Source organism: Rhodanobacter thiooxydans (genome assembly GCF_030291135.1).
Classification (GTDB): Bacteria; Pseudomonadota; Gammaproteobacteria; order Xanthomonadales; family Rhodanobacteraceae; genus Rhodanobacter; species Rhodanobacter thiooxydans_A.
On record NZ_CP127409.1, the window covers coordinates 1,199,054 to 1,216,295 of the forward strand.

Here is a 17,242-nt window from a genome sequence, read left to right on the forward strand (position 1 = left end):
GGCTCATGGCCTGGGCCAATGCATGCCGCGCCGCCGCGGTTTTCAGCTCTCGTCGCTGCCGCCTGGAGCGAGCAGCCGGGCTGCGCCGAAATGGCAGGCGAAGGTGGAGCCGACGCCCGGCGCGCTCTCGATCTTCAGTTGCGCCTGGTGCAGATTCAGCACGTGCTTGACGATCGACAGGCCCAGTCCGGTGCCGCCGCTTTCGCGAGAGCGGCTGGAGGAGACCCGGTAGAAGCGTTCGGTGAGCCGGACCAGGTGCGAGGCCGGAATGCCGAAGCCGGTGTCGCTGACCGAGTACACCGCGCCGTCGGGCACGCGCTGCCAGCGGATGGTGATGCTGCCGCCGGCCGGGGTGTAGCGCACCGCGTTGCTGGCCAGGTTCGACAGCGCACTGTGCAGGTCCTTCGGCGAGCCGAGCAGGTCCGCCTCGGCGGTGGCTTCCAGCACGATGCGGTGGCGGCCCTGGCTGAGCGCCTCGGCTTCCTTGCGCACGGTGGCCAGCAACGCCGCCATCGGCACGCGTTCTTCGGCCACTTCGTGCTGGGTCTCCAGCCGCGACAGGGTCAGCAGGTCTTCCACGATCTGCCCCATCCGCTTCGACTGGGTGCGCATTTCACCGAGCACCGGCGCCAGCTCGGGCACGTCTTCCGGGTCGAGCAGTTCAAGGTAGCCGTGGATCACCGTCAGCGGCGTGCGCAACTCGTGCGACACGTTCGCCACGAAGTCGCGGCGTACCTGTTCGAGCCGGTTCTGGTGGCTGATGTCGTGCGCCAGCAGCAACTGTTCGTGATCGCCGAACGGCAGCAGGCTGACGTTGAGCTGGCTGTCCGCCCGACCGGGGGCGGTGGTGTCGGTGAGCGGCTCGCGCGCGCCCTCGCGCAGCCAGCTGGCCAGCTCCGAGCCGGCCATCCGCTGCTGCAGCGGCGCGCCGCGGTCGTCCGGGCGGCGCAGCCCGAGCAGATTCTCGGCGGCGTGATTGAACCAGCGGATCTGCTGCTGGCGGTCGAGCAGCACCACCGCATCGGGCAACTGGCTGGCGGCGTTGCGGAGGTCACGCAGGGAGGAGGCAATGCGGCGGGAGCGCGTCATGAAACGGTCATGCTGGAGAGGGCTGGCAGCAGTCGGTGTCGTCATCATGGCCTGCGCTTGATGACGGATCCGGGTCAGCAGCAAGACGACTTCGGCCACCGCAACCACGGCGATGCCCGTCGCCACGCGCCCGCCGGCGAGCCAGCCCAGCATGGCGCCGGCGCACAGCGCCGCGGCGAGTGCCGCGGGCAGTTTCCAGGAGGGCGTGGTGGGCGGAGTCATGCTGGCGCCAGAGTATGGACGGCGAGCCAGCATCGGCAAAAGCCGCGGATACCGCAAGCCTGCCGGAGCCGGCTCAGGTACTGGTCGAGAAGCGGTAGCCGGTGCCGCGCACGGTCTGCACCAGTTCGTCCAGCTTCCATGGTTCCAGCGTCTTGCGCAGGCGGCGGATGTGCACGTCGACGGTGCGTTCCTCCACGTACACGCTGCCGCCCCAGACATGGTCGAGCAGTTGCGTGCGCGAGTAGACGCGCTCGGGGTGGGTCATGAAGAAATACAGCAGGCGGTATTCGGTAGGGCCGATCGGCACCGCTGCGTCGCCGGCGAATACCCGGTGCGCCGGGCCGTCGATGCGCAGGCCGCCCAGCTCGACCATGCCGGAGCCGTCATCGCCCTGGCTGCGCCGCAGCACAGCCTTGATGCGGGCGACCAGTTCGCGGGTCGAGAACGGCTTGACCACGTAGTCGTCGACGCCGGCCTCGAGGCCGTTGACGCGGTCCATTTCCTCGCCGCGCGCGGTGAGCATGATGATCGGGATCTCGCGGCTGAGTTCTTCCTTGCGCAGGCGCCGGGCCAGTTCGAGGCCGCTCATGCCCGGCAGCATCCAGTCGAGCAGGATCAGGTCGGGTACCTGTTCGGCGAGCGCCAGCTGGGCGGCACGGGCGTCGGCAGCCTGCATCGCGTCCATGCCGGCCTTGCGCAGGGCGAAGGCGATCATTTCGCGGATGGAGGTCTCGTCTTCAACGATCAGGATGCGTTTGTGCACGCCGTGGTCCGCCTTGGCTTGTGACCGGCATATTGCAGCGGATCTATGTTACGCGTCGATGACACGGGTCGCAGCCTACTGCCGGGAACCGTCGCCCGGGCTGTCTTCGGTCTTGATCTTGCGTTTGTGCAGCTCCAGTACCAGCGGGGTCAGTTCGGCGATGCGCGCCTGGATGCGCACTCGCGCGTAGTAGTCCAGGTCGTCACGCTTGAGCAGCCGCTTGAGCTGCTCCATCGCATCGTACGGACGGCCGGAGTAGTAGCTGGCGTCGGCGAAGGCCTCGCCGGCGCGCACGCTGTCGCCGGCCTTGTCGCTGGCGCGGGCGTAGGTGCTGTAGATCTCCGGCTCGCTGGCGTTGTCCAGCAGTGGCCGCAGCAGGTCGGCAGCGAGGTGGGCCTGCCGCTGGTCGCCGCCGGCGGTGAGTGCCTTGGCATAGGCGAGCGCGACCGCGCGGTTGCGGGGCGACTGGGTGTTGAGCCCGGCATACGCCGCCAGCGCCGCGGCGCGCTGCCCGGCCTGCAGGTGGGCGTCGGCCAGCGCCAGCTGCAGCACCAGGCTTTCAGGGTGCGCCTGCAGCAGCGGCTGCAATTGCTCGGCCGCCGCGGCGCCGCGGCCGCTGCGGGTAAGCGCCAGCGCGTAGCCGTAGCGGTTCGCCGGGGTGTTGAACTCCGGCCGGGTCTGCAGGCTGGCGCCGTAGTAGGTGGCCAGCTTGGTCGCATCACCGGCCAGCACGCGCACCCGCTCGCGCATCAGGGCGTAGTTGTCCAGGCTGCCGCTCGCCGGTGCGGCGACCAGCGTGGCGGGATCCTTCACGAAGGCGATCGGCGCGGTGCTTTTCTCCCACTGCAGCTTGTCCATCGCGGTGCCGGCGGGGCGCAGCTTCTGCGCGGCGATCAGCGCGCCGGCGCGCGCCTTCGCGTCGCTGATGCGCATCGTCGTCACCGGGTGCGTCTGCAGCAGGGCCGGCACGTCCTCGCCACCGGCGCCGGCGCTCATGACGTCCTGCATGCGCTGGAAGAAGCCGGCCATCGCGTTCGGGTCGAAGCCGGCCCTGGCCAGGGTCTGGATGCCGACGCGGTCGGCCTCGATCTCGTCCTTGCGGGTGAAGTTGATCGACTTCTGCGCGATCAGGCCCTGGCCGCCGGCCAGCACCGCCATCGGCGCGTCGCCGCTGTGGCTGCTGGCACCGGCGGCAATCGCGCCCAGCAGCACCAGCGCCATCAGCGGTGCGTCCTTCTTCGAGTCCTCGAACGCGCGTTGCAGGTGGTTCTGGGTGATGTGGCCGATTTCGTGGGCGACCACGCCGGCCAGCTCGCTCTCGTCGCGGGTGATCGTGATCAGCCCGGCGTTCACCGCGATGTAGCCGCCGGGCGCGGCGAACGCGTTGATTTCCTGGTCCTTGACGATGAAGAACGCGAAGTGTTCCTTCGGTTTGTCACTGCTGGCGACCAGCCGGTAGCCGAGGTCGTTGATGTAGTCGTCCAGCAGCGGATCGTCCACCACCATGTCCAGCGCGCGCATCTGGCGCAGCATGGAGGCGCCGTAATCCTGCGCTTCCTGCGGCGAGATCAGCGCGTTCGCCGAACTGCCCAGGTCGGGCAGGCGCACGTCCTGCTGGGCGCCGGCGGCGCAAGCCAGTCCGGCGCTGATCAGCGCCATCAGCAGGCGCGGTGCGGGTCGTCGTGGTGCCATGCTCATAAGGTGGGTGACAATAGCATTGTGACCGTGGCGCGCCGCATCGGTTCCGCTTGAGCTGCCGGTGCGCGCCCCCATTTAGTGACGGCCTTTCCCCAAGTTGCGGAGTGTTGTGATGTCCAAGATCGAGGTCTATTCCACCGCGGTATGCCCGTACTGCGTGGCGGCCAAGAACCTGCTCAAGGCCAAGGGGCTGGAGTGGACCGAGGTGCGCGTCGATACCGATCCGGCGCAGCGTGACGCTATGCTGGCACGCAGCGGCGGCCGCCGCACGGTGCCGCAGATCTTCATCAACGACCGGCACGTGGGCGGCTACGACGACCTGGTCGCCGCCGATCGCAGCGGCAAGCTGGCCGAGCTGCTGGAGCAGGTGGCATGAGCGACAAACTTGCCGAATTCACCGCGTTCCGCCAGCGCATGAACGAGCGCATCCTGGCCGAGGACAACCAGGTCGTGCGGCGCTTCTTCGCGCTGGACACGCAGACCTACAAGGCCGGCGCGCTGGACGTGAAGACCAAGGAGATGCTGGGCCTGGTCGCCTCGATGGTGCTGCGCTGCGACGACTGCATCAGCTACCACGTGGCCCAGTGCAAGGACGCCGGCGTGCAGCGCGACGAGTTCTTCGAGGTGTTCAGCGTGGGCCTGGTGGTGGGCGGCTCGATCGTGATCCCGCACCTGCGCCGCGCGGTGGACCTGCTCGACCAGCTGGAGTCGGGCGCCGAGGGTGGCCCCGCCTGCGCCGACCACGCCGGAGCATAGCCGCCTGCGGCTTTTTGCAATGCTGCGTGCGAGTATTTTCAACGCCTTGCGGGGCAGCTGCCCTGTTCGCGACGGGGCCAATCGGCGATAATCGTCCGGTTTCGGTGCGTGCGCCTCCCCATGCGCACGCACTGCCCACAGCATTCCGTTCCAAGGAGTTCCCCCCATGAGCAAGACGATTGCCGTGATCCCCGGCGATGGCATCGGCCCGGAGATCATGACCGCCACGCTGCGCGTGCTCGACGCGCTGAACTGCGGCCTGAAGTACGACTTCGTCGACGCCGGCATGGTCGCGCTGGAGAAGCACGGCGACCTGCTGCCCAAGGCCACGCTGGACAAGATCGCCGAGCACAAGGTCGCGTTGAAAGGCCCGCTGACCACGCCGATCGGCGGTGGCTTCACCTCGGTCAACGTGACCCTGCGCCGCCACTTCGACCTGTACGCGAACGTGCGCCCGGCGGTGAGCTTCCCCGGCACCAGGTCGCGCTACGAGAACATCGACATCATCACCGTGCGCGAGAACACCGAGGGCGCCTACCGCTCCGAAGGTCAGACGCTGTCCGAGGACGGCGAGATCGCCGAGTCGGTGGCCCGCAACACGCGCCGTGGCAGCAGCCGGATCGTGCGCTACGCGTTCGAGCTGGCGGTGAAGAAGGGCCGCAAGAAGGTCACCGCGGTGCACAAGGCGAACATCCTGAAGACCAGTTCGGGCCTGTTCCTCAACGTGGCACGCGAGATTGCCAAGGAATACCCGCAGATCGAGTTCAACGAGATGATCGTGGACAACACCTGCATGCAGCTGGTGATGAAGCCGGAGCAGTTCGACGTGATCGTCACCACGAACCTGTTCGGCGACATCCTCTCGGACCTGTGCGCCGGCCTGGTCGGCGGCCTTGGCCTGGCGCCGGGCGACAACATCGGCGAGGGCGCGGCGATCTTCGAGGCGGTGCATGGCTCGGCGCCGGACATCGCGGGCAAGGGCATCGCCAACCCGTGCGCGCTGCTGCTGGCTGCCGCCGACATGCTCGACTACCTGGACATGGTCGCCAAGGGCGACAAGCTGCGCCAGGCGATCCGCGACACCATGACGAATGATCGCGACAGCGTGACGCCGGACCTCGGCGGCAAGGGCAGCACAGACAGCTTCGCCGATGCGATCGTGAAGCGCCTCGCGGCCTGACCCGCGCTGCCGCTCCCAGGAAAAAGCCGCGGGCATGCCGCGGCTTTTCCTTTGAGGTGCAGCCGCAGCTGCCCGCGCGTCAGTGCTTCGCTGGCTGGTAACTGCCCGCGTCCGCACGCGACGGGATGGCGATGCGGTTCCAGCTGTTGATCAGGATGACCGCCATGTTGAGGTCGATCAGTTCGGCTTCGCTGAACTCGGCGCGGGCCTGTTCGTGGACGCCGTCCGGCACGCCGTGGATCGGGTCGAGCCGGGTCACTGCCTCGCACCAGGCCAGCGCGGCGCGCTCGCGCTGGCTGTAGAACGGCGCCTCGCGCCACGCCTGCAGCACGTACAGGCGCTGCTCGGTTTCGCTGGCGGCGCGGGCGTCCTTGCTGTGCATGTCCAGGCAGTAGGCGCAACCGTTGAGCTGCGAGGCACGCATCAACACCAGTTCGATCAGGCTTTGCTCGAGGCCGGAGTTCTTGACGTAGTCGGCCAGGGCGAGCAACGGCCTGGTGGCATCGGGGCGTTTGTAGACATTGAAACGGGGCATGGGGTTTTCCTTGCAGTGTGCGGCCCGGGGTGGGCCGTTCAATGCAAGGACGTTGCGACCCCGCCCTTCGTGACCATCGCCAGGCGAGCCAGTTTTGCCGGGTGGCGCAAGGCGAGCGTGGTGGTGATGCGATCGCCTTCGCACTCGATCCAGGTCGCGCTGACCAGCGTCTCGTCGGTCCATGCCAGCAGCACGGGTTCGCCATTGAGGAGGGTGGTGGTGAAACGCACGTCGGTCCGTGAATAGAAGCGGGTCGCGATCTGCGTGTAGAGCCGGGCCAGGCGGTCGGCGCCTTGCAGGGGGCGCAGTACGGCGCGCACGACGCCTCCGCCGTCGGAAATGGCAATGGCATCTTCGGCGAACAGCGCGCGCAGCGATTCCAGGTCGGGGTTCTTCAGCGCCTCGGTGAAGCGCTGGATCATGCGCTGCCTGGCCCGTACGTCCGCGCTGAAGCGTGGGCGTCCCTCGCGCAGGCGCGTCTTCGCGCGGTGCACGCGCTGGCGGCAGGCGTCCTCGCCAATGCCCAGGATCGCCGCGGCCTCCGCGTGGCTGTAGTCGAACACCTCGAACAGCAGAAAGGCGGCACGCTCCTCCGGGCTCAGCCGTTCGAGCAGCAGCAGGAAGGACATGGCGATCGTTTCGCCACGTTCCAGCGTCGCTTCGGGATGTTCCGCGTCCGGCACCAGCGGCTCGGGCAACCAGGGACCGGTGTAGTGCGCGCGCTCGGTCCTGGCGCGGCGCAGTCGATCCAGTGCGATGCGGGTGGTGACGGTGACCAGCCAGGCCTCCGGGTCATCCAGCGCGTCGACGTCCTGCGCATGCCAGCGCAGCCACGTGTCGTGCAGTACGTCCTCGGCGTCGCTGGGCGTGCCGAGCATGCGGTAGGCCAGGCCGAACAGGCGCTGGCGATGCTGCTGGAACAGGGCGGTTTGCGAATCCATGAGGCGCTCCGGGGGAGGGACGCTGCCAGGACGCACGGGTGGAACGAAACGTGACAGCTAGCGGAACAGCGGCCAGGGCGCCAGGAAAATCAGCCACATCAGCAGCAGGATGCCGGCGTACTTGCCGGCCTTGTACAGCTTCCTGTGCCGCCGCTTGAACGCCGCCTTCCAGTGGTGCATGGCGCCCTTGCGCTGGCTCCATGCGTACAGGCGGTTGATGAAGCCGGTCTTCTCGGTGCCGGCGTCGCTGTTGGGCGAGGCGGTGATCCTGCCCATGAACGCGCCCACGCGATGGTTGACCGCGCTCATCCAGCGCGTGCGCAGCGGGCGCTCCACGTCGGCGAACAGGATCACCCGGGTCTGGTCGGTCTTGTTCTCCACCCAGTGCACGTAGGTCTCGTCGAACACCACGTCCTTGCCGTCGCCCCAGGCGTGTTCCTCGCCGTCGACGAAGATGCGGCAGTCGCGCGAGTTCGGCGTGATCAGACCCAGGTGGTAGCGCAGCGAGCCGGCGAACGGATCGCGATGCGGGTTGAGTTTGCTGTTCGGCGCCAGCGTGGCAAACATCGCTGCCTTGATGCCGGGAATGGCGTTGAGCAGTTCGACCGTCTTCGGGCACAGCGCCTGTGCCGAGGCCAGCGGCTCGCCATACCACTTGAGGTAGAAGCGCTTCCAGCCCTGCTTGATGAAACTGTTGAAGCTGGCGTCGTCGTTCCGGCTGGTGCCGCGGATGTGGCCCTGGTCGGTCAGGTGCAAGGCTTCATCGCGGATGGCCTGCCAGTTCGCCTGCAGCAGGTCCAGCTCGGGAAAACCGCGACGATCGAGAATGGGCTTGGCCGGCACCGCCGAGAACGCATACATCAGCAGGTTGTACGGCGCGAACACCGCCGAGTGGTCCACCAGCTGGCGATCGAAGCGCAGGCGCACGCGGCCGCGCAAATGCACCAGCAGCACGCACAGCGCGAAGAAGGCGAACAGGGCCAGCAGGACGAGGCGGGGAGTGAGGATCATGTCTACGCTTGCAACCGTGGAATGACTGTCAGGCAGGCATTCTACTCGCTTGGCCGCCGTCGCTAGCGCGGAGCGGGCGTGGCCTTCACCTGCTGTTCCTGGGTCAGCTCGACGTGCCGCTGCGGGCTGATCGGCTCGAATACCGGCTGGACGGCAGCGCCCTTGTGGTGCAGCGCGGCGATCATGTTGGCAGCAGGGTAGCGGCCGGCGGCGAGGGCAGCCGCGTCGATCGCGTGCAGGCGGTCGATCCATCCGCGGTCTTCGGCCAGCTGCGGATCGAAGTTGAAGCCGACCCGCCGTTCGACGAACGGCATGATCGCGCCGCCGAAGCTGAAGAACAGCTCGAAATCGAACTCGGCCAGCAGGCAGCCCACGATGTCCTGTGCGCGCACGCCCTCGTTGGAATACGCGGCATGATTTATCGGGCGGTAATGCGGCGATGCCGTATTGAAATGGCGATCGTGGCGCTTGTCCGTCGGCAGAGTCGCCCACGCTTCCTGCACCGCGGTTTCCACGTCGGGCCACAACTGGTGGCCGTTGCGGCCGATGATGTCGGAGCTGAGCAGCACGCCGTGCGCGGCCAGCGAACGGCGCAGCGATCCGCAGAAGGTTTCCAGTTCGGTGACGTGGTGGAAGAACTGGATGACGATGATGACGTCCTGCCCGGGTAGTTCGAACGGCAGGTTGCAGTCGCGTGCCTCGAATGTCATCGTCGCATCGACGCCGCGTTCCTGTGCCGTGGTGGCGGCGCGGCGCATCAGTGAGGGGTTGAAGTCCAGGCAAGTGAATTGTGTCGCGACGCCGTCTGCCTGCAACTGCGCAGCCAGCGCGATCTCCATGCCGCAAGAACCGGTGCCGGCGCTGAGCACGCGCACCGGTGCGTTTGTGCCGGTTGCACGGCGCCGAATGTGGTCGAGGAAGAAGCCTTCCGGCGAGCCGATGCCCAGCCGCTGCGCGTCCGGCGCCAGGAAGCGCCCCGACCAGTACTCGAAGATCGGCGGCAGCGTTTCGCCCTGGTATTGCGGGGTGACGCTGAACGCAATGCGCTCGGCCATGGCCAGCAGTCGACGGCGAGCCGTTGCGGGCAGCGAGCGTGCCAGCGCCGCAATGGCGCGCTTGGCCGGCAGCCGGTGGCGGTAGGCGAAACTCTTCAACGACATGGAGGCGGTGTCGGTCGGGTATGTCGGGGAATGGGTGGGGCGCGAAAACCGGGGCCGTCGCCGCGCGGCAGGTCCCGGTTTTCAGCTTCTGACGTTACAACGCCTCTGCCGCGAAATCCGCCAGCCGCGAGCGTTCGCCGCGGCGCAGGGTGATGTGCGCGGAGTGCTCCCAGTCCTTGAAGCGGTCCACCGCGTAGGTGAGGCCGGAGGTGGTTTCAGTGAGGTACGGCGTGTCGATCTGCTCGACGTTGCCCAGGCAGACGATCTTGGTGCCGGGGCCGGCGCGGGTGATCAGGGTCTTCATTTGCTTCGGGGTGAGGTTCTGCGCCTCGTCGATGATCAGGTAACGGGACAGGAAGGTGCGCCCGCGCATGAAGTTCAACGAGCGGATCTTGATGCGCGAGGCGAGCAGGTCGTTGGTGGCCTGGCGGCCCCAGCTGCCGCCGTCCTCCGGATTGGCCAGCACTTCGAGGTTGTCGGTCAGCGCGCCCATCCACGGCGTCATCTTCTCTTCTTCGGTGCCGGGCAGGAAGCCGATGTCCTCGCCCACCGAGACGGTGGCGCGGGTCATGATGATCTCGCGGTAGCGCTGCTGGTCCATCACCTGGGCCAGTCCCGCGGCCAGTGCCAGCAAGGTCTTGCCGGTGCCGGCGTTGCCGAGCAGGGTGACGAAGTCGATGTCCGGGTCCATCAGCGCGTTGAGCGCGAAGTTCTGTTCACGGTTGCGCGCGCCGATGCCCCACACGTGGTGGTTCGCGTGCGAGTGGTCGTCCAGCAGCACCAGCGTGGCGCTGGCCTCGTCCAGGTGCAGCACGCGCAGCTCGACCGCGTTCTCGCCGGGCAGATACAGGCATTCGTTCGGGTACCAGGTTTCCTCTTCGCGCCGCTTCACCTCGTAGAACGTGCGACCGCGCTCGGTCCACGAGCGTACCTCCGGGTGCCGATCCCAGAAATCCTCCGGCAACGCGGTGGAGCCGGTGTAGAGCAGGGAGAAGTCGTCCAGTGCGCGGTCATTCTCGTAGTCCTCGGCGACCAGCCCGTTGATGCTGGCCTTGATCCGCAGGTTGATGTCCTTGGTGACCAGGATCACGTCGCGGCCCGGGTTCTGGTCGCGCAGCTCGATCACCGCCGCCAGGATCTGGTTGTCCGCCTTGGCGTGGCCGTTGCTGCTGGTGCGGTGCTGGAAATACAGCCGGCCGACCGAGGTGCCGCGCTTGAGCTTGACGCCCTGCGGGTTGCTCAGTTCCAGGCCGTCGGCGAGGTCGTGCTGCTTGCCGCGCTCGATCAGCTCGTTGAGGAAGCGGCTGGCCTGGCGGCCGTTGCGCGAGACTTCGGAGGCGCCTTTCTTCTTTTCGTCCAGTTCCTCCAGCACGGTCATCGGGATGAAGACGTCGTGTTCCTCGAAGCGGAACAGCGAGGTCGGGTCATGCAGCAGGACGTTGGTGTCGAGAGCGTAGATGCGCTTGCTTCCGGTCATGCGGAAGTGTCCTCGCTGGTGGGTGGAGGGAGTCGGCGGGCGATGGCCATGGATGGCGTGGCGGTCAACGCGCGGGAATGGCGTCGAGCACGGCCTGGGCGTGGCCGGGCACCTTCACGCCGCGCCATTCGGCGGCGAGCTTGCCGTCGGGGTCGATCAGGAAGGTGCTGCGCACGATGCCCAGGTGGCGCTTGCCGTACAGCACCTTCTCGTGGATCACGTCGAACGCCTTGCACCAGGTTTCGTCGGCATCGGACACCAGCGGGAACGGCAGTGCCTGCTTGGCGGCGAAGTTGGCGTGGGACTTCGCCGAATCGCGCGAGACGCCGACGATCTGCGCATGGCGCTTGCGGAACGCGGGGTAGAGGTCGCGGAAATCCTGCGCCTCGCTGGTGCAACCGGGGGTGGAATCCTTCGGGTAGAAGTACAGCACCACCCATTGGCCCTTGAGGTCGGCGAGCTTGATGATGCTGCCGTCGCCGGTGGTGCCGCTGAGGGCAGGGGCCTTCTTTCCGATGTCTGGCATGGTCTCTCCGGAAACCCGACGGGGTTTCGCCTGTGTGCGTGGCAGAGACTAGCGCGACGGCCGTGGCGGATGACAGCCTTGTCAGGCCTGTCGCGCTGGCGCATCCTAGAATTTCACCGGGTCCATGATCGCGTCGAGGTTCAGGCCGTCGCACAGTTCCAGGAAGTCGTCGCGCAGCGCGGCGATATGGATTTCCGCCGGGATGCCGATGGTGAACTGGGCCTGGAACATCTCTGCCCCGGTCTGCATCGCCTGGTAACGGGTGGAGTTCAACTGCTCCACGCTGATCCCGTGCTGGCTGAAGAAATCCACGATGCGCGCCACGATGCCGGGCCGGTCGGCCGCCACCACTTCCACCAGGTATGGCAGCAGGTGCGAGCTGTCCTGGCGTGGGCCGGTGCGGTAATGCACCAGGTGCATGCTCTCGTCGCGGCCCAGTTTGGCCAGCGCGGTTTCCAGTTTGGCCAGCGCGTCCCACGCGCCGGTGGCCAGCAGCATCAGCGAGATTTCCGTGCCGATGGTGGATACGCGCGACTCGGACAGGTTGCAGCCGGCGTCGGCGATGCGCCGGGCGAGCGCCAGCAGCGGCGATTTGGTCGTCGCGGTGAGCGCGTGGATCAGCAACTGGTTGTCATTGCCCGAGCGCGTGGCAGCGGAGGAAGGGCCGGGGGAAGGTTTCAAGAGGGTCTGCCTGTGGACGTCTGTCCGCGCGGTGCGGGGTCATGAGACTACTCCGGTCGAGCTTACTTGCCCGCCTCGCGAGGCGGCAAGTAACATGGACAGCTAGCCTTGTAGCGGAATCGTGTCTTGAACATTCGCGGAAGCATCTGCGCGCTGGCCACGCCGTTCGCGGCCGACGGCGCGCTCGACCTGGATGCGTTCGGTCGGCTGATCGATCATCAGCTGGCCGGCGGTACCCAGGCGCTGGTGGTGGCCGGCTCCACCGGCGAAGCACACATGCTGGAGCACGACGAGTTCGATCGCCTGCTGGCGTTCGCGCTCGAGCGCGTGGCCGGGCGGGTGCCGGTGATCGCTGGCACCGGCGAGGCCGGCACCGCCAAGACGGTGGCGCTGACCCGCCGCGCGAAGACCCTGGGCGCCGATGCGGCGCTGCTGGTGACGCCGTACTACGTGCGCCCGACCCAGGAGGGCCTGCGCCGGCATTTCCTGGAAGTGGCCGAGCACGGCGGCCTGCCGGTGCTGCTGTACAACGTGCCCAGCCGCACCGGTTGCGACCTGTTGCCGTCGACCGTGGCCGCGTTGCGCGGGCACCCGGCGATCATCGGCATCAAGGAGGCACGCGGCGATCGCGAGCGGATTCTGGCGCTGGCGGAACTTGTGCGCGAAGATTTCGTCTATCTGTCCGGCGACGACGGCAGCGCCGGCGAGGCGATGCTGGCCGGCGCCGCCGGCACCATCTCGGTGGTGGCCAACCTGGTGCCGCAGGCGTTCCGCGCCCTGTGCGATGCGGCCACTGCCGGCGACCAGGTGGCGACGGCGCGCTGCCATGCCGCGCTGGAGCCGCTGGTGCAGGCGCTCAACTGCGCGCCCAACCCGATCGCGGTCAAGGCCGGCCTGCCCGTGCTGGGACTGGGGCTGGGCCTGCCGCGGTTGCCGCTGGTGGAACTGAACGACGGTCCGGATCGCGCCCGATTGCACCAAGCGCTGTCCAGTCTGGCATCCTTGGCGACTGCAGCCGGTTGACGGTTGCCTGACTTACCTCACGGAATCCGATTACATGAAGAAAACCTCGCTCCTCGTGGCCCTGCCGGCCGTGGCCCTCGGTGGCCTGCTGCTTACCGGCTGCGGCGCGTTTCGCTCGCACAAGGCGTGGGACAGGGCCGTGCAGGAAGCTCCGCTGGAGATCCCGCCGAGCCTCGACCGGCCGTCGACCAGCGAAGCGCTGGTCATCCCGCCACCGGGTGCGAACCAGCCGACCGCCAATGGCGCCACCGCCCGCGTCGGTTCGGCCGGCGGCCAGATCAGCGATGGCTTCGTGCTGGCCGACAGCGTCGACAACGCCTATCGCCGGGTCGGCCAGGTACTGGAGAGCGGCAGCCTGGGCGAACTGGCCGGTCACGACGACGCCACCCACAGCTACACGCTGAATGTTTCCGACGCCGTGGCTCAGCAGAAGAAGAAAGGCTTCTTCGGCCGCCTGTTCGGGCGCGACAAGAGCGGTTCTGCATCCGCTCCGGGCGCCGGCTCGCACCAGGTGCAGATCAGCGTCAATGGCAGCGGCACGGCGGCCAGCGAAGTCCGCGCCGAAGGCAACGCTGCCGCCGTAGGCAAGGTGATCGATGCATTGAAGTCGCGCCTGGGCGGCTGATCGCCGGTGCACAGCCACCAAAAAGAACGCCGCCCTCGGGGCGGCGTTCTTTTTTGCAGATGGACTTCAGCGCTGCAGCAGTTCGAGTTTGTCCGGCTTGCCTTCCCAGTCCCTGGCGTCGGGCAGGGCGTCCTTGCGTTCGGTGATCACCGGCCAGCTCCTGGCCAGCTCGGCGTTCAGCGCCACGAACCCTTCCTGGCCGGCCGGCACGTCGTCTTCCGGGTAGATCGCGTTGATCGGGCACTCCGGCTCGCACAGCGTGCAGTCGATGCACTCATCCGGATCAATCGCCAGGAAATTGGGGCCTTCGTGGAAGGCGTCGACCGGGCAGACCTCGACGCAGTCGGTGTACTTGCACTTGATGCAGTTGTCGATGACGACAAAGGTCATGGGCGGTTTTGGCCTGCTTGTGGGAAGTGTGTCAGGCGACCCGGCAAATCAGCGCGTCGGTTTTTGTGGAAAATGCAGCCATGGATGGCCGCTTTTGATCCAGCCAGTGGCGCCGAGCTGTACGTTGGCACTGGTCGGCCCAACTGGAGCAATCACGGAAGATTGCAAAAGCAAATGGTGCTCCCTACGAGACTCGAACTCGTGTTCCCGCCTTGAGAGGGCAGTGTCCTAGGCCACTAGACGAAGGGAGCGTTATGCAGCGAGGCGCGCTAGTATAGCGGAATTGTTTCGCCCGGCAATGCCTGCAGCGCATGGGTCTGCGCTGTCACAAGGCAGGAACCATCGGGCGCCCGCGTCTTGCGGGGCGGTTCGCGATGCGCCACGTCGCGATATATTGCAACCCACGGGCAGCTTCGCCCTGCAAGGACTCCGACCGCTTGAATCCCGAATCGAGGACCGACGCCACGCCGACGCTGCGGGTCATTCCGCGCGACCAGCACATCGTCTCGCGCAAGAACATCAGCAAGGCGGCGTTGCGCGTGCTGTACCGCCTCAACGAGGCCGGCTACGCCGCTTACCTGGTCGGCGGCGCGGTACGCGACCTGTTGCTGGGGCTGCAGCCGAAGGACTTCGACGTGGCCACCGACGCCACCCCGGACGAGGTGAAGAAGCTGTTCCGCAACTGCCGCCTGATCGGCCGCCGTTTCCGGCTGGCGCACGTGGTGTTCGGCCCGGAAATCATCGAGGTGGCCACGTTCCGCGGCACCGGCGAGGAGGGCGGCGAGGGCGACCGCCACATCATCGACGGCCGCATCGTGCGCGACAACATCTGGGGCACGATCGAGGAGGACGCGCTGCGCCGCGACTTTCGCGTCAACGCGATGTACTACGACATCAGCGACTTCTCCGTGCGCGACTACGTCGGCGGCATGCAGGACCTGCAAGACCGCGTGCTGCGCCTGATCGGCGACCCGGACACCCGTTACCACGAAGACCCGGTGCGCATGCTGCGCGCGGCGCGGCTGGCGGCGAAGCTTGGCATGCGCATCGACGCGGCCGCGATGGCGCCGTTCGAGACGCTGGGGCCGCTACTGGCCGACGCCGCGCCGGCGCGGCTGTTCGACGAGTCGCTGAAGATGTTCCTGGCCGGCAACGGCCTGAAGAGTTTCCGCATGCTGGAGCAGAGCGGCCTGCTGAAATTCCTGTTCCCGGCGACCGCGCGTGCGCTCAAGCGCGGCGACGAGGCGCTGCGGGCGCTGGTCGAGCATGGCCTGGCGAACACCGACGCGCGGATCGCCGAGGGCAAGTCGGTGACCCCGGCGTTCCTGTTCGCAGTGCTGCTGTGGGGCGAGGTGCGCGACGTGGCGCACCAGCTGATCGGCCGCGGCGTCGAAGGCAACGAGGCATGGTCGCGCGCCGCGGCGCAGGTGGTCGGTGAACAGTGTCAGCGGGTGGCGATCCCGCGCCGGTTCACCTTCACCATGGAGGAGATATGGTCACTGCAGCCGCGCTTCGAGCAGGTCCAGCGCAAGCGGGTGTTCCGCCTGATGACGCACCCGCGGTTTCGCGCCGCGTTCGATTTCCTGCTGCTGCGCGGCGACGAATCACCGGCAATGCGCGAGCTGGGTCAGTGGTGGGCGCATGCGCAGCAGCTGCCGCAGGATGTGCTGGCCGCCGCGCTGCCGGCCGGCGGCGGCAGCGGTGCCAGTGATCATGTGGCACCGCCGGTAGCCGCCAGGCCGCCGCGCCCGCGCCGCCGGCGGCGCCGGTCAGTCGACAAATCGGGCTCCGTGTGACCCTGGCCTACGTCGCGCTGGGCAGCAATCTCGGCGACCCGCGGCAACAGTTGCTCGACGCCATGGAGGCATTGGCGAACCTGCCCGACACCCGCCTGCTGCAGCGTTCGCGGCTGTACCGCACGCTGCCGTGGGGCGTGCTGGAGCAGCCACCCTTCATCAATGCCGCGGTGGAACTGGACACTGTGCTGTCGCCGCACGCCTTGCTGAACGCCTTGCTGGCGATCGAGCAGCACGCCGGCCGCGTGCGCGGCGAGCGCAACGGGCCGCGCACGCTGGATCTGGACCTGCTGCACGTCGACGGCGTGCAACTCGACGACCCGCAGCTGACCCTGCCGCATCCGCGCATGGCCGAGCGGGCGTTCGTGCTGTTGCCCCTGCACGATATTGCGCCCACGCTGCGCTTGTCCGGGCAGACTACGGTAGCGGAGCTGCTCGCCCGGCTCGATCTGGCCGGCTGTGAACGCGTGGCTTGAGCCATCACCGCGGCGCGCCGGATAATCGGCGGCCACCCCATCCCAGGAATTGCCGTGTACGTGCAGAACGCCAGTGTCCCCGACCGCAAGCCGGTGACCGTGCCAGGCCTGCTTGCGATGAAGGCGCAGGGACGGCGCATCGTGATGCTCACCGCCTATGACGCCAGCTTCGCCTGGCAGCTGGAGGCGGCCGGCGTCGACATCGCGCTGGTCGGCGATTCGCTCGGCATGGTGATCCAGGGACATGCCAGCACGCTGCCGGTGACGCTGGAGCACATGGTCTACCACACCGCCGCGGTGGCGCGCGGGCTGTCGGCCACGCTGCTGGTGGCCGACCTGCCGTTCATGGCCGACCGCGACGTGGCGCATGCGCTGGAAGCGGGCGCGCGGCTGGTCGGCGAGGCCGGCGCGGCGATGGTGAAGATCGAGGGCGCCGCGCCGCACGTGCTGGAGGCGATCGCGGCGCTCACCGCGCGCGCCATCCCGGTCTGCGCCCATCTCGGGCTCACCCCGCAGTCGGTGCACAAGTTCGGCGGCTTCAGGATCCAGGGCCGCGAGCAGACCGCCGCCGACCGCGTGCTGACAGAGGCGCTGGCGGTGCAGGCGGCCGGGGCGGACCTGCTGGTGATGGAAGGCGTGCCGGTCGAACTGGGCCAGCGGGTGACCGCGGCGCTGACGATCCCGGTGATCGGCATCGGCGCCGGCCCGCATTGCGACGGCCAGGTGCTGGTGATCCACGACATGCTGGGCATCACCCCGGGCAAGCGGCCGAAGTTCAGCAAGGATTTCCTGGCCGGGCGCGATTCTGTCGGCGCGGCAATCGCCGCCTACGCCGAGGACGTGCGCAGCGGCGCCTTCCCGGCCCCCGAGCATTGCTTCAACTGACCTGAGCG

General features: G+C 67.8%; 19 protein-coding genes and 1 tRNA gene. 8 read left to right on the forward strand and 12 right to left on the reverse strand.

What is annotated here, in order from left to right; genetic code table 11:
- Positions 1 to 42: 42 nt before the first annotated feature.
- From phoR to QQA13_RS05375, 3 genes are all read right to left on the reverse strand, one after another.
- A complete protein-coding gene (gene phoR / locus QQA13_RS05365; RefSeq protein ID WP_108471618.1) occupies positions 43 to 1,311 on the reverse strand; it encodes a phosphate regulon sensor histidine kinase PhoR in 1,269 nt (422 codons plus the stop codon).
- A gap of 73 nt (positions 1,312 to 1,384) precedes the next feature.
- Entirely contained in the window at positions 1,385 to 2,074 is a 690-nt protein-coding gene (phoB, locus tag QQA13_RS05370) for a phosphate regulon transcriptional regulator PhoB (RefSeq protein ID WP_108471617.1), read from the reverse strand.
- A gap of 75 nt (positions 2,075 to 2,149) precedes the next feature.
- Positions 2,150 to 3,772, reverse strand: a complete 1,623-nt coding sequence (locus tag QQA13_RS05375) for a M48 family metalloprotease (RefSeq protein ID WP_199909827.1) — start codon at positions 3,770 to 3,772, stop codon at positions 2,150 to 2,152.
- Positions 3,773 to 3,884: 112 nt separating this feature from the next.
- Here QQA13_RS05375 and grxC point away from each other — a divergent pair, with 112 nt between their 5' ends.
- The 3 genes from grxC (at position 3,885) to QQA13_RS05390 (ending at position 5,708) form a co-directional block, all read left to right on the forward strand.
- Complete coding sequence (gene grxC, locus QQA13_RS05380; RefSeq protein WP_108471615.1) at positions 3,885 to 4,148, forward strand: glutaredoxin 3; 264 nt, start codon at positions 3,885 to 3,887, stop codon at positions 4,146 to 4,148.
- A complete protein-coding gene (locus QQA13_RS05385) occupies positions 4,145 to 4,528 on the forward strand; it encodes a carboxymuconolactone decarboxylase family protein (RefSeq protein ID WP_108471614.1) in 384 nt (127 codons plus the stop codon). The genes grxC and QQA13_RS05385 overlap by 4 nt, the downstream gene beginning before the upstream one ends.
- Before the next feature lie 166 nt (positions 4,529 to 4,694).
- Positions 4,695 to 5,708 (forward strand): isocitrate dehydrogenase, encoded by a 1,014-nt coding sequence (locus QQA13_RS05390; protein WP_108471613.1) that lies wholly within the window; start codon positions 4,695 to 4,697, stop codon positions 5,706 to 5,708.
- 79 nt (positions 5,709 to 5,787) lie between these two features.
- Here the strand turns inward: QQA13_RS05390 and QQA13_RS05395 are convergent, their stop codons facing one another.
- The 7 genes from QQA13_RS05395 to QQA13_RS05425 all read right to left on the reverse strand — a co-directional run bounded on the left by QQA13_RS05395 (position 5,788) and on the right by QQA13_RS05425 (position 12,039).
- A complete protein-coding gene (locus QQA13_RS05395) occupies positions 5,788 to 6,243 on the reverse strand; it encodes a carboxymuconolactone decarboxylase family protein (RefSeq protein ID WP_108471612.1) in 456 nt (151 codons plus the stop codon).
- A 38-nt stretch (positions 6,244 to 6,281) separates the two neighbouring features.
- Complete coding sequence (gene sigJ / locus QQA13_RS05400) at positions 6,282 to 7,184, reverse strand: RNA polymerase sigma factor SigJ (RefSeq protein ID WP_108471611.1); 903 nt, start codon at positions 7,182 to 7,184, stop codon at positions 6,282 to 6,284.
- Between the two features lie 57 nt (positions 7,185 to 7,241).
- On the reverse strand, positions 7,242 to 8,195 hold the full coding sequence (locus QQA13_RS05405; RefSeq protein WP_108471610.1) for an aspartyl/asparaginyl beta-hydroxylase domain-containing protein: 954 nt from the start codon (positions 8,193 to 8,195) through the stop codon (positions 7,242 to 7,244).
- A gap of 62 nt (positions 8,196 to 8,257) precedes the next feature.
- A complete protein-coding gene (locus tag QQA13_RS05410; RefSeq protein ID WP_108471609.1) occupies positions 8,258 to 9,355 on the reverse strand; it encodes a class I SAM-dependent methyltransferase in 1,098 nt (365 codons plus the stop codon).
- A gap of 94 nt (positions 9,356 to 9,449) precedes the next feature.
- Positions 9,450 to 10,832, reverse strand: coding sequence for a PhoH family protein (locus QQA13_RS05415; protein WP_108471608.1), 1,383 nt, complete (start codon positions 10,830 to 10,832; stop codon positions 9,450 to 9,452).
- A gap of 64 nt (positions 10,833 to 10,896) precedes the next feature.
- Positions 10,897 to 11,358 carry a peroxiredoxin gene (locus tag QQA13_RS05420; protein WP_108471607.1) on the reverse strand — a complete coding sequence of 154 codons (462 nt, stop codon included), beginning with the start codon at positions 11,356 to 11,358 and terminating at the stop codon, positions 10,897 to 10,899.
- Positions 11,359 to 11,463: 105 nt separating this feature from the next.
- Positions 11,464 to 12,039, reverse strand: a complete 576-nt coding sequence (locus tag QQA13_RS05425; RefSeq protein WP_234411321.1) for a glycine cleavage system protein R — start codon at positions 12,037 to 12,039, stop codon at positions 11,464 to 11,466.
- Between the two features lie 126 nt (positions 12,040 to 12,165).
- On the opposite strand from QQA13_RS05425, the gene dapA reads away from it, so the two are divergent.
- Together dapA and QQA13_RS05435 are read left to right on the forward strand one after the other, a co-directional pair.
- Complete coding sequence (gene dapA, locus QQA13_RS05430) at positions 12,166 to 13,062, forward strand: 4-hydroxy-tetrahydrodipicolinate synthase (RefSeq protein WP_108471605.1); 897 nt, start codon at positions 12,166 to 12,168, stop codon at positions 13,060 to 13,062.
- 34 nt (positions 13,063 to 13,096) lie between these two features.
- Positions 13,097 to 13,687: a hypothetical protein gene (locus QQA13_RS05435; RefSeq protein WP_108471604.1), complete on the forward strand. Its 591-nt coding sequence runs from the start codon at positions 13,097 to 13,099 to the stop codon at positions 13,685 to 13,687.
- 66 nt (positions 13,688 to 13,753) lie between these two features.
- Here the strand turns inward: QQA13_RS05435 and fdxA are convergent, their stop codons facing one another.
- Both fdxA and QQA13_RS05445 read right to left on the reverse strand, forming a co-directional pair.
- Complete coding sequence (gene fdxA / locus QQA13_RS05440) at positions 13,754 to 14,077, reverse strand: ferredoxin FdxA (protein WP_108471603.1); 324 nt, start codon at positions 14,075 to 14,077, stop codon at positions 13,754 to 13,756.
- Positions 14,078 to 14,252: 175 nt separating this feature from the next.
- A tRNA-Glu gene (locus QQA13_RS05445) sits at positions 14,253 to 14,328 on the reverse strand.
- Between the two features lie 186 nt (positions 14,329 to 14,514).
- Here QQA13_RS05445 and pcnB point away from each other — a divergent pair.
- The 3 genes from pcnB to panB all read left to right on the forward strand — a co-directional run bounded on the left by pcnB (position 14,515) and on the right by panB (position 17,234).
- Positions 14,515 to 15,873: a polynucleotide adenylyltransferase PcnB gene (pcnB, locus tag QQA13_RS05450; protein ID WP_108471602.1), complete on the forward strand. Its 1,359-nt coding sequence runs from the start codon at positions 14,515 to 14,517 to the stop codon at positions 15,871 to 15,873.
- Positions 15,870 to 16,349 carry a 2-amino-4-hydroxy-6-hydroxymethyldihydropteridine diphosphokinase gene (gene folK, locus QQA13_RS05455; RefSeq protein ID WP_108471601.1) on the forward strand — a complete coding sequence of 160 codons (480 nt, stop codon included), beginning with the start codon at positions 15,870 to 15,872 and terminating at the stop codon, positions 16,347 to 16,349. The genes pcnB and folK overlap by 4 nt, the downstream gene beginning before the upstream one ends.
- 117 nt (positions 16,350 to 16,466) lie before the next feature.
- A complete protein-coding gene (gene panB, locus QQA13_RS05460) occupies positions 16,467 to 17,234 on the forward strand; it encodes a 3-methyl-2-oxobutanoate hydroxymethyltransferase (RefSeq protein ID WP_234411324.1) in 768 nt (255 codons plus the stop codon).
- Positions 17,235 to 17,242: the final 8 nt, after the last annotated feature.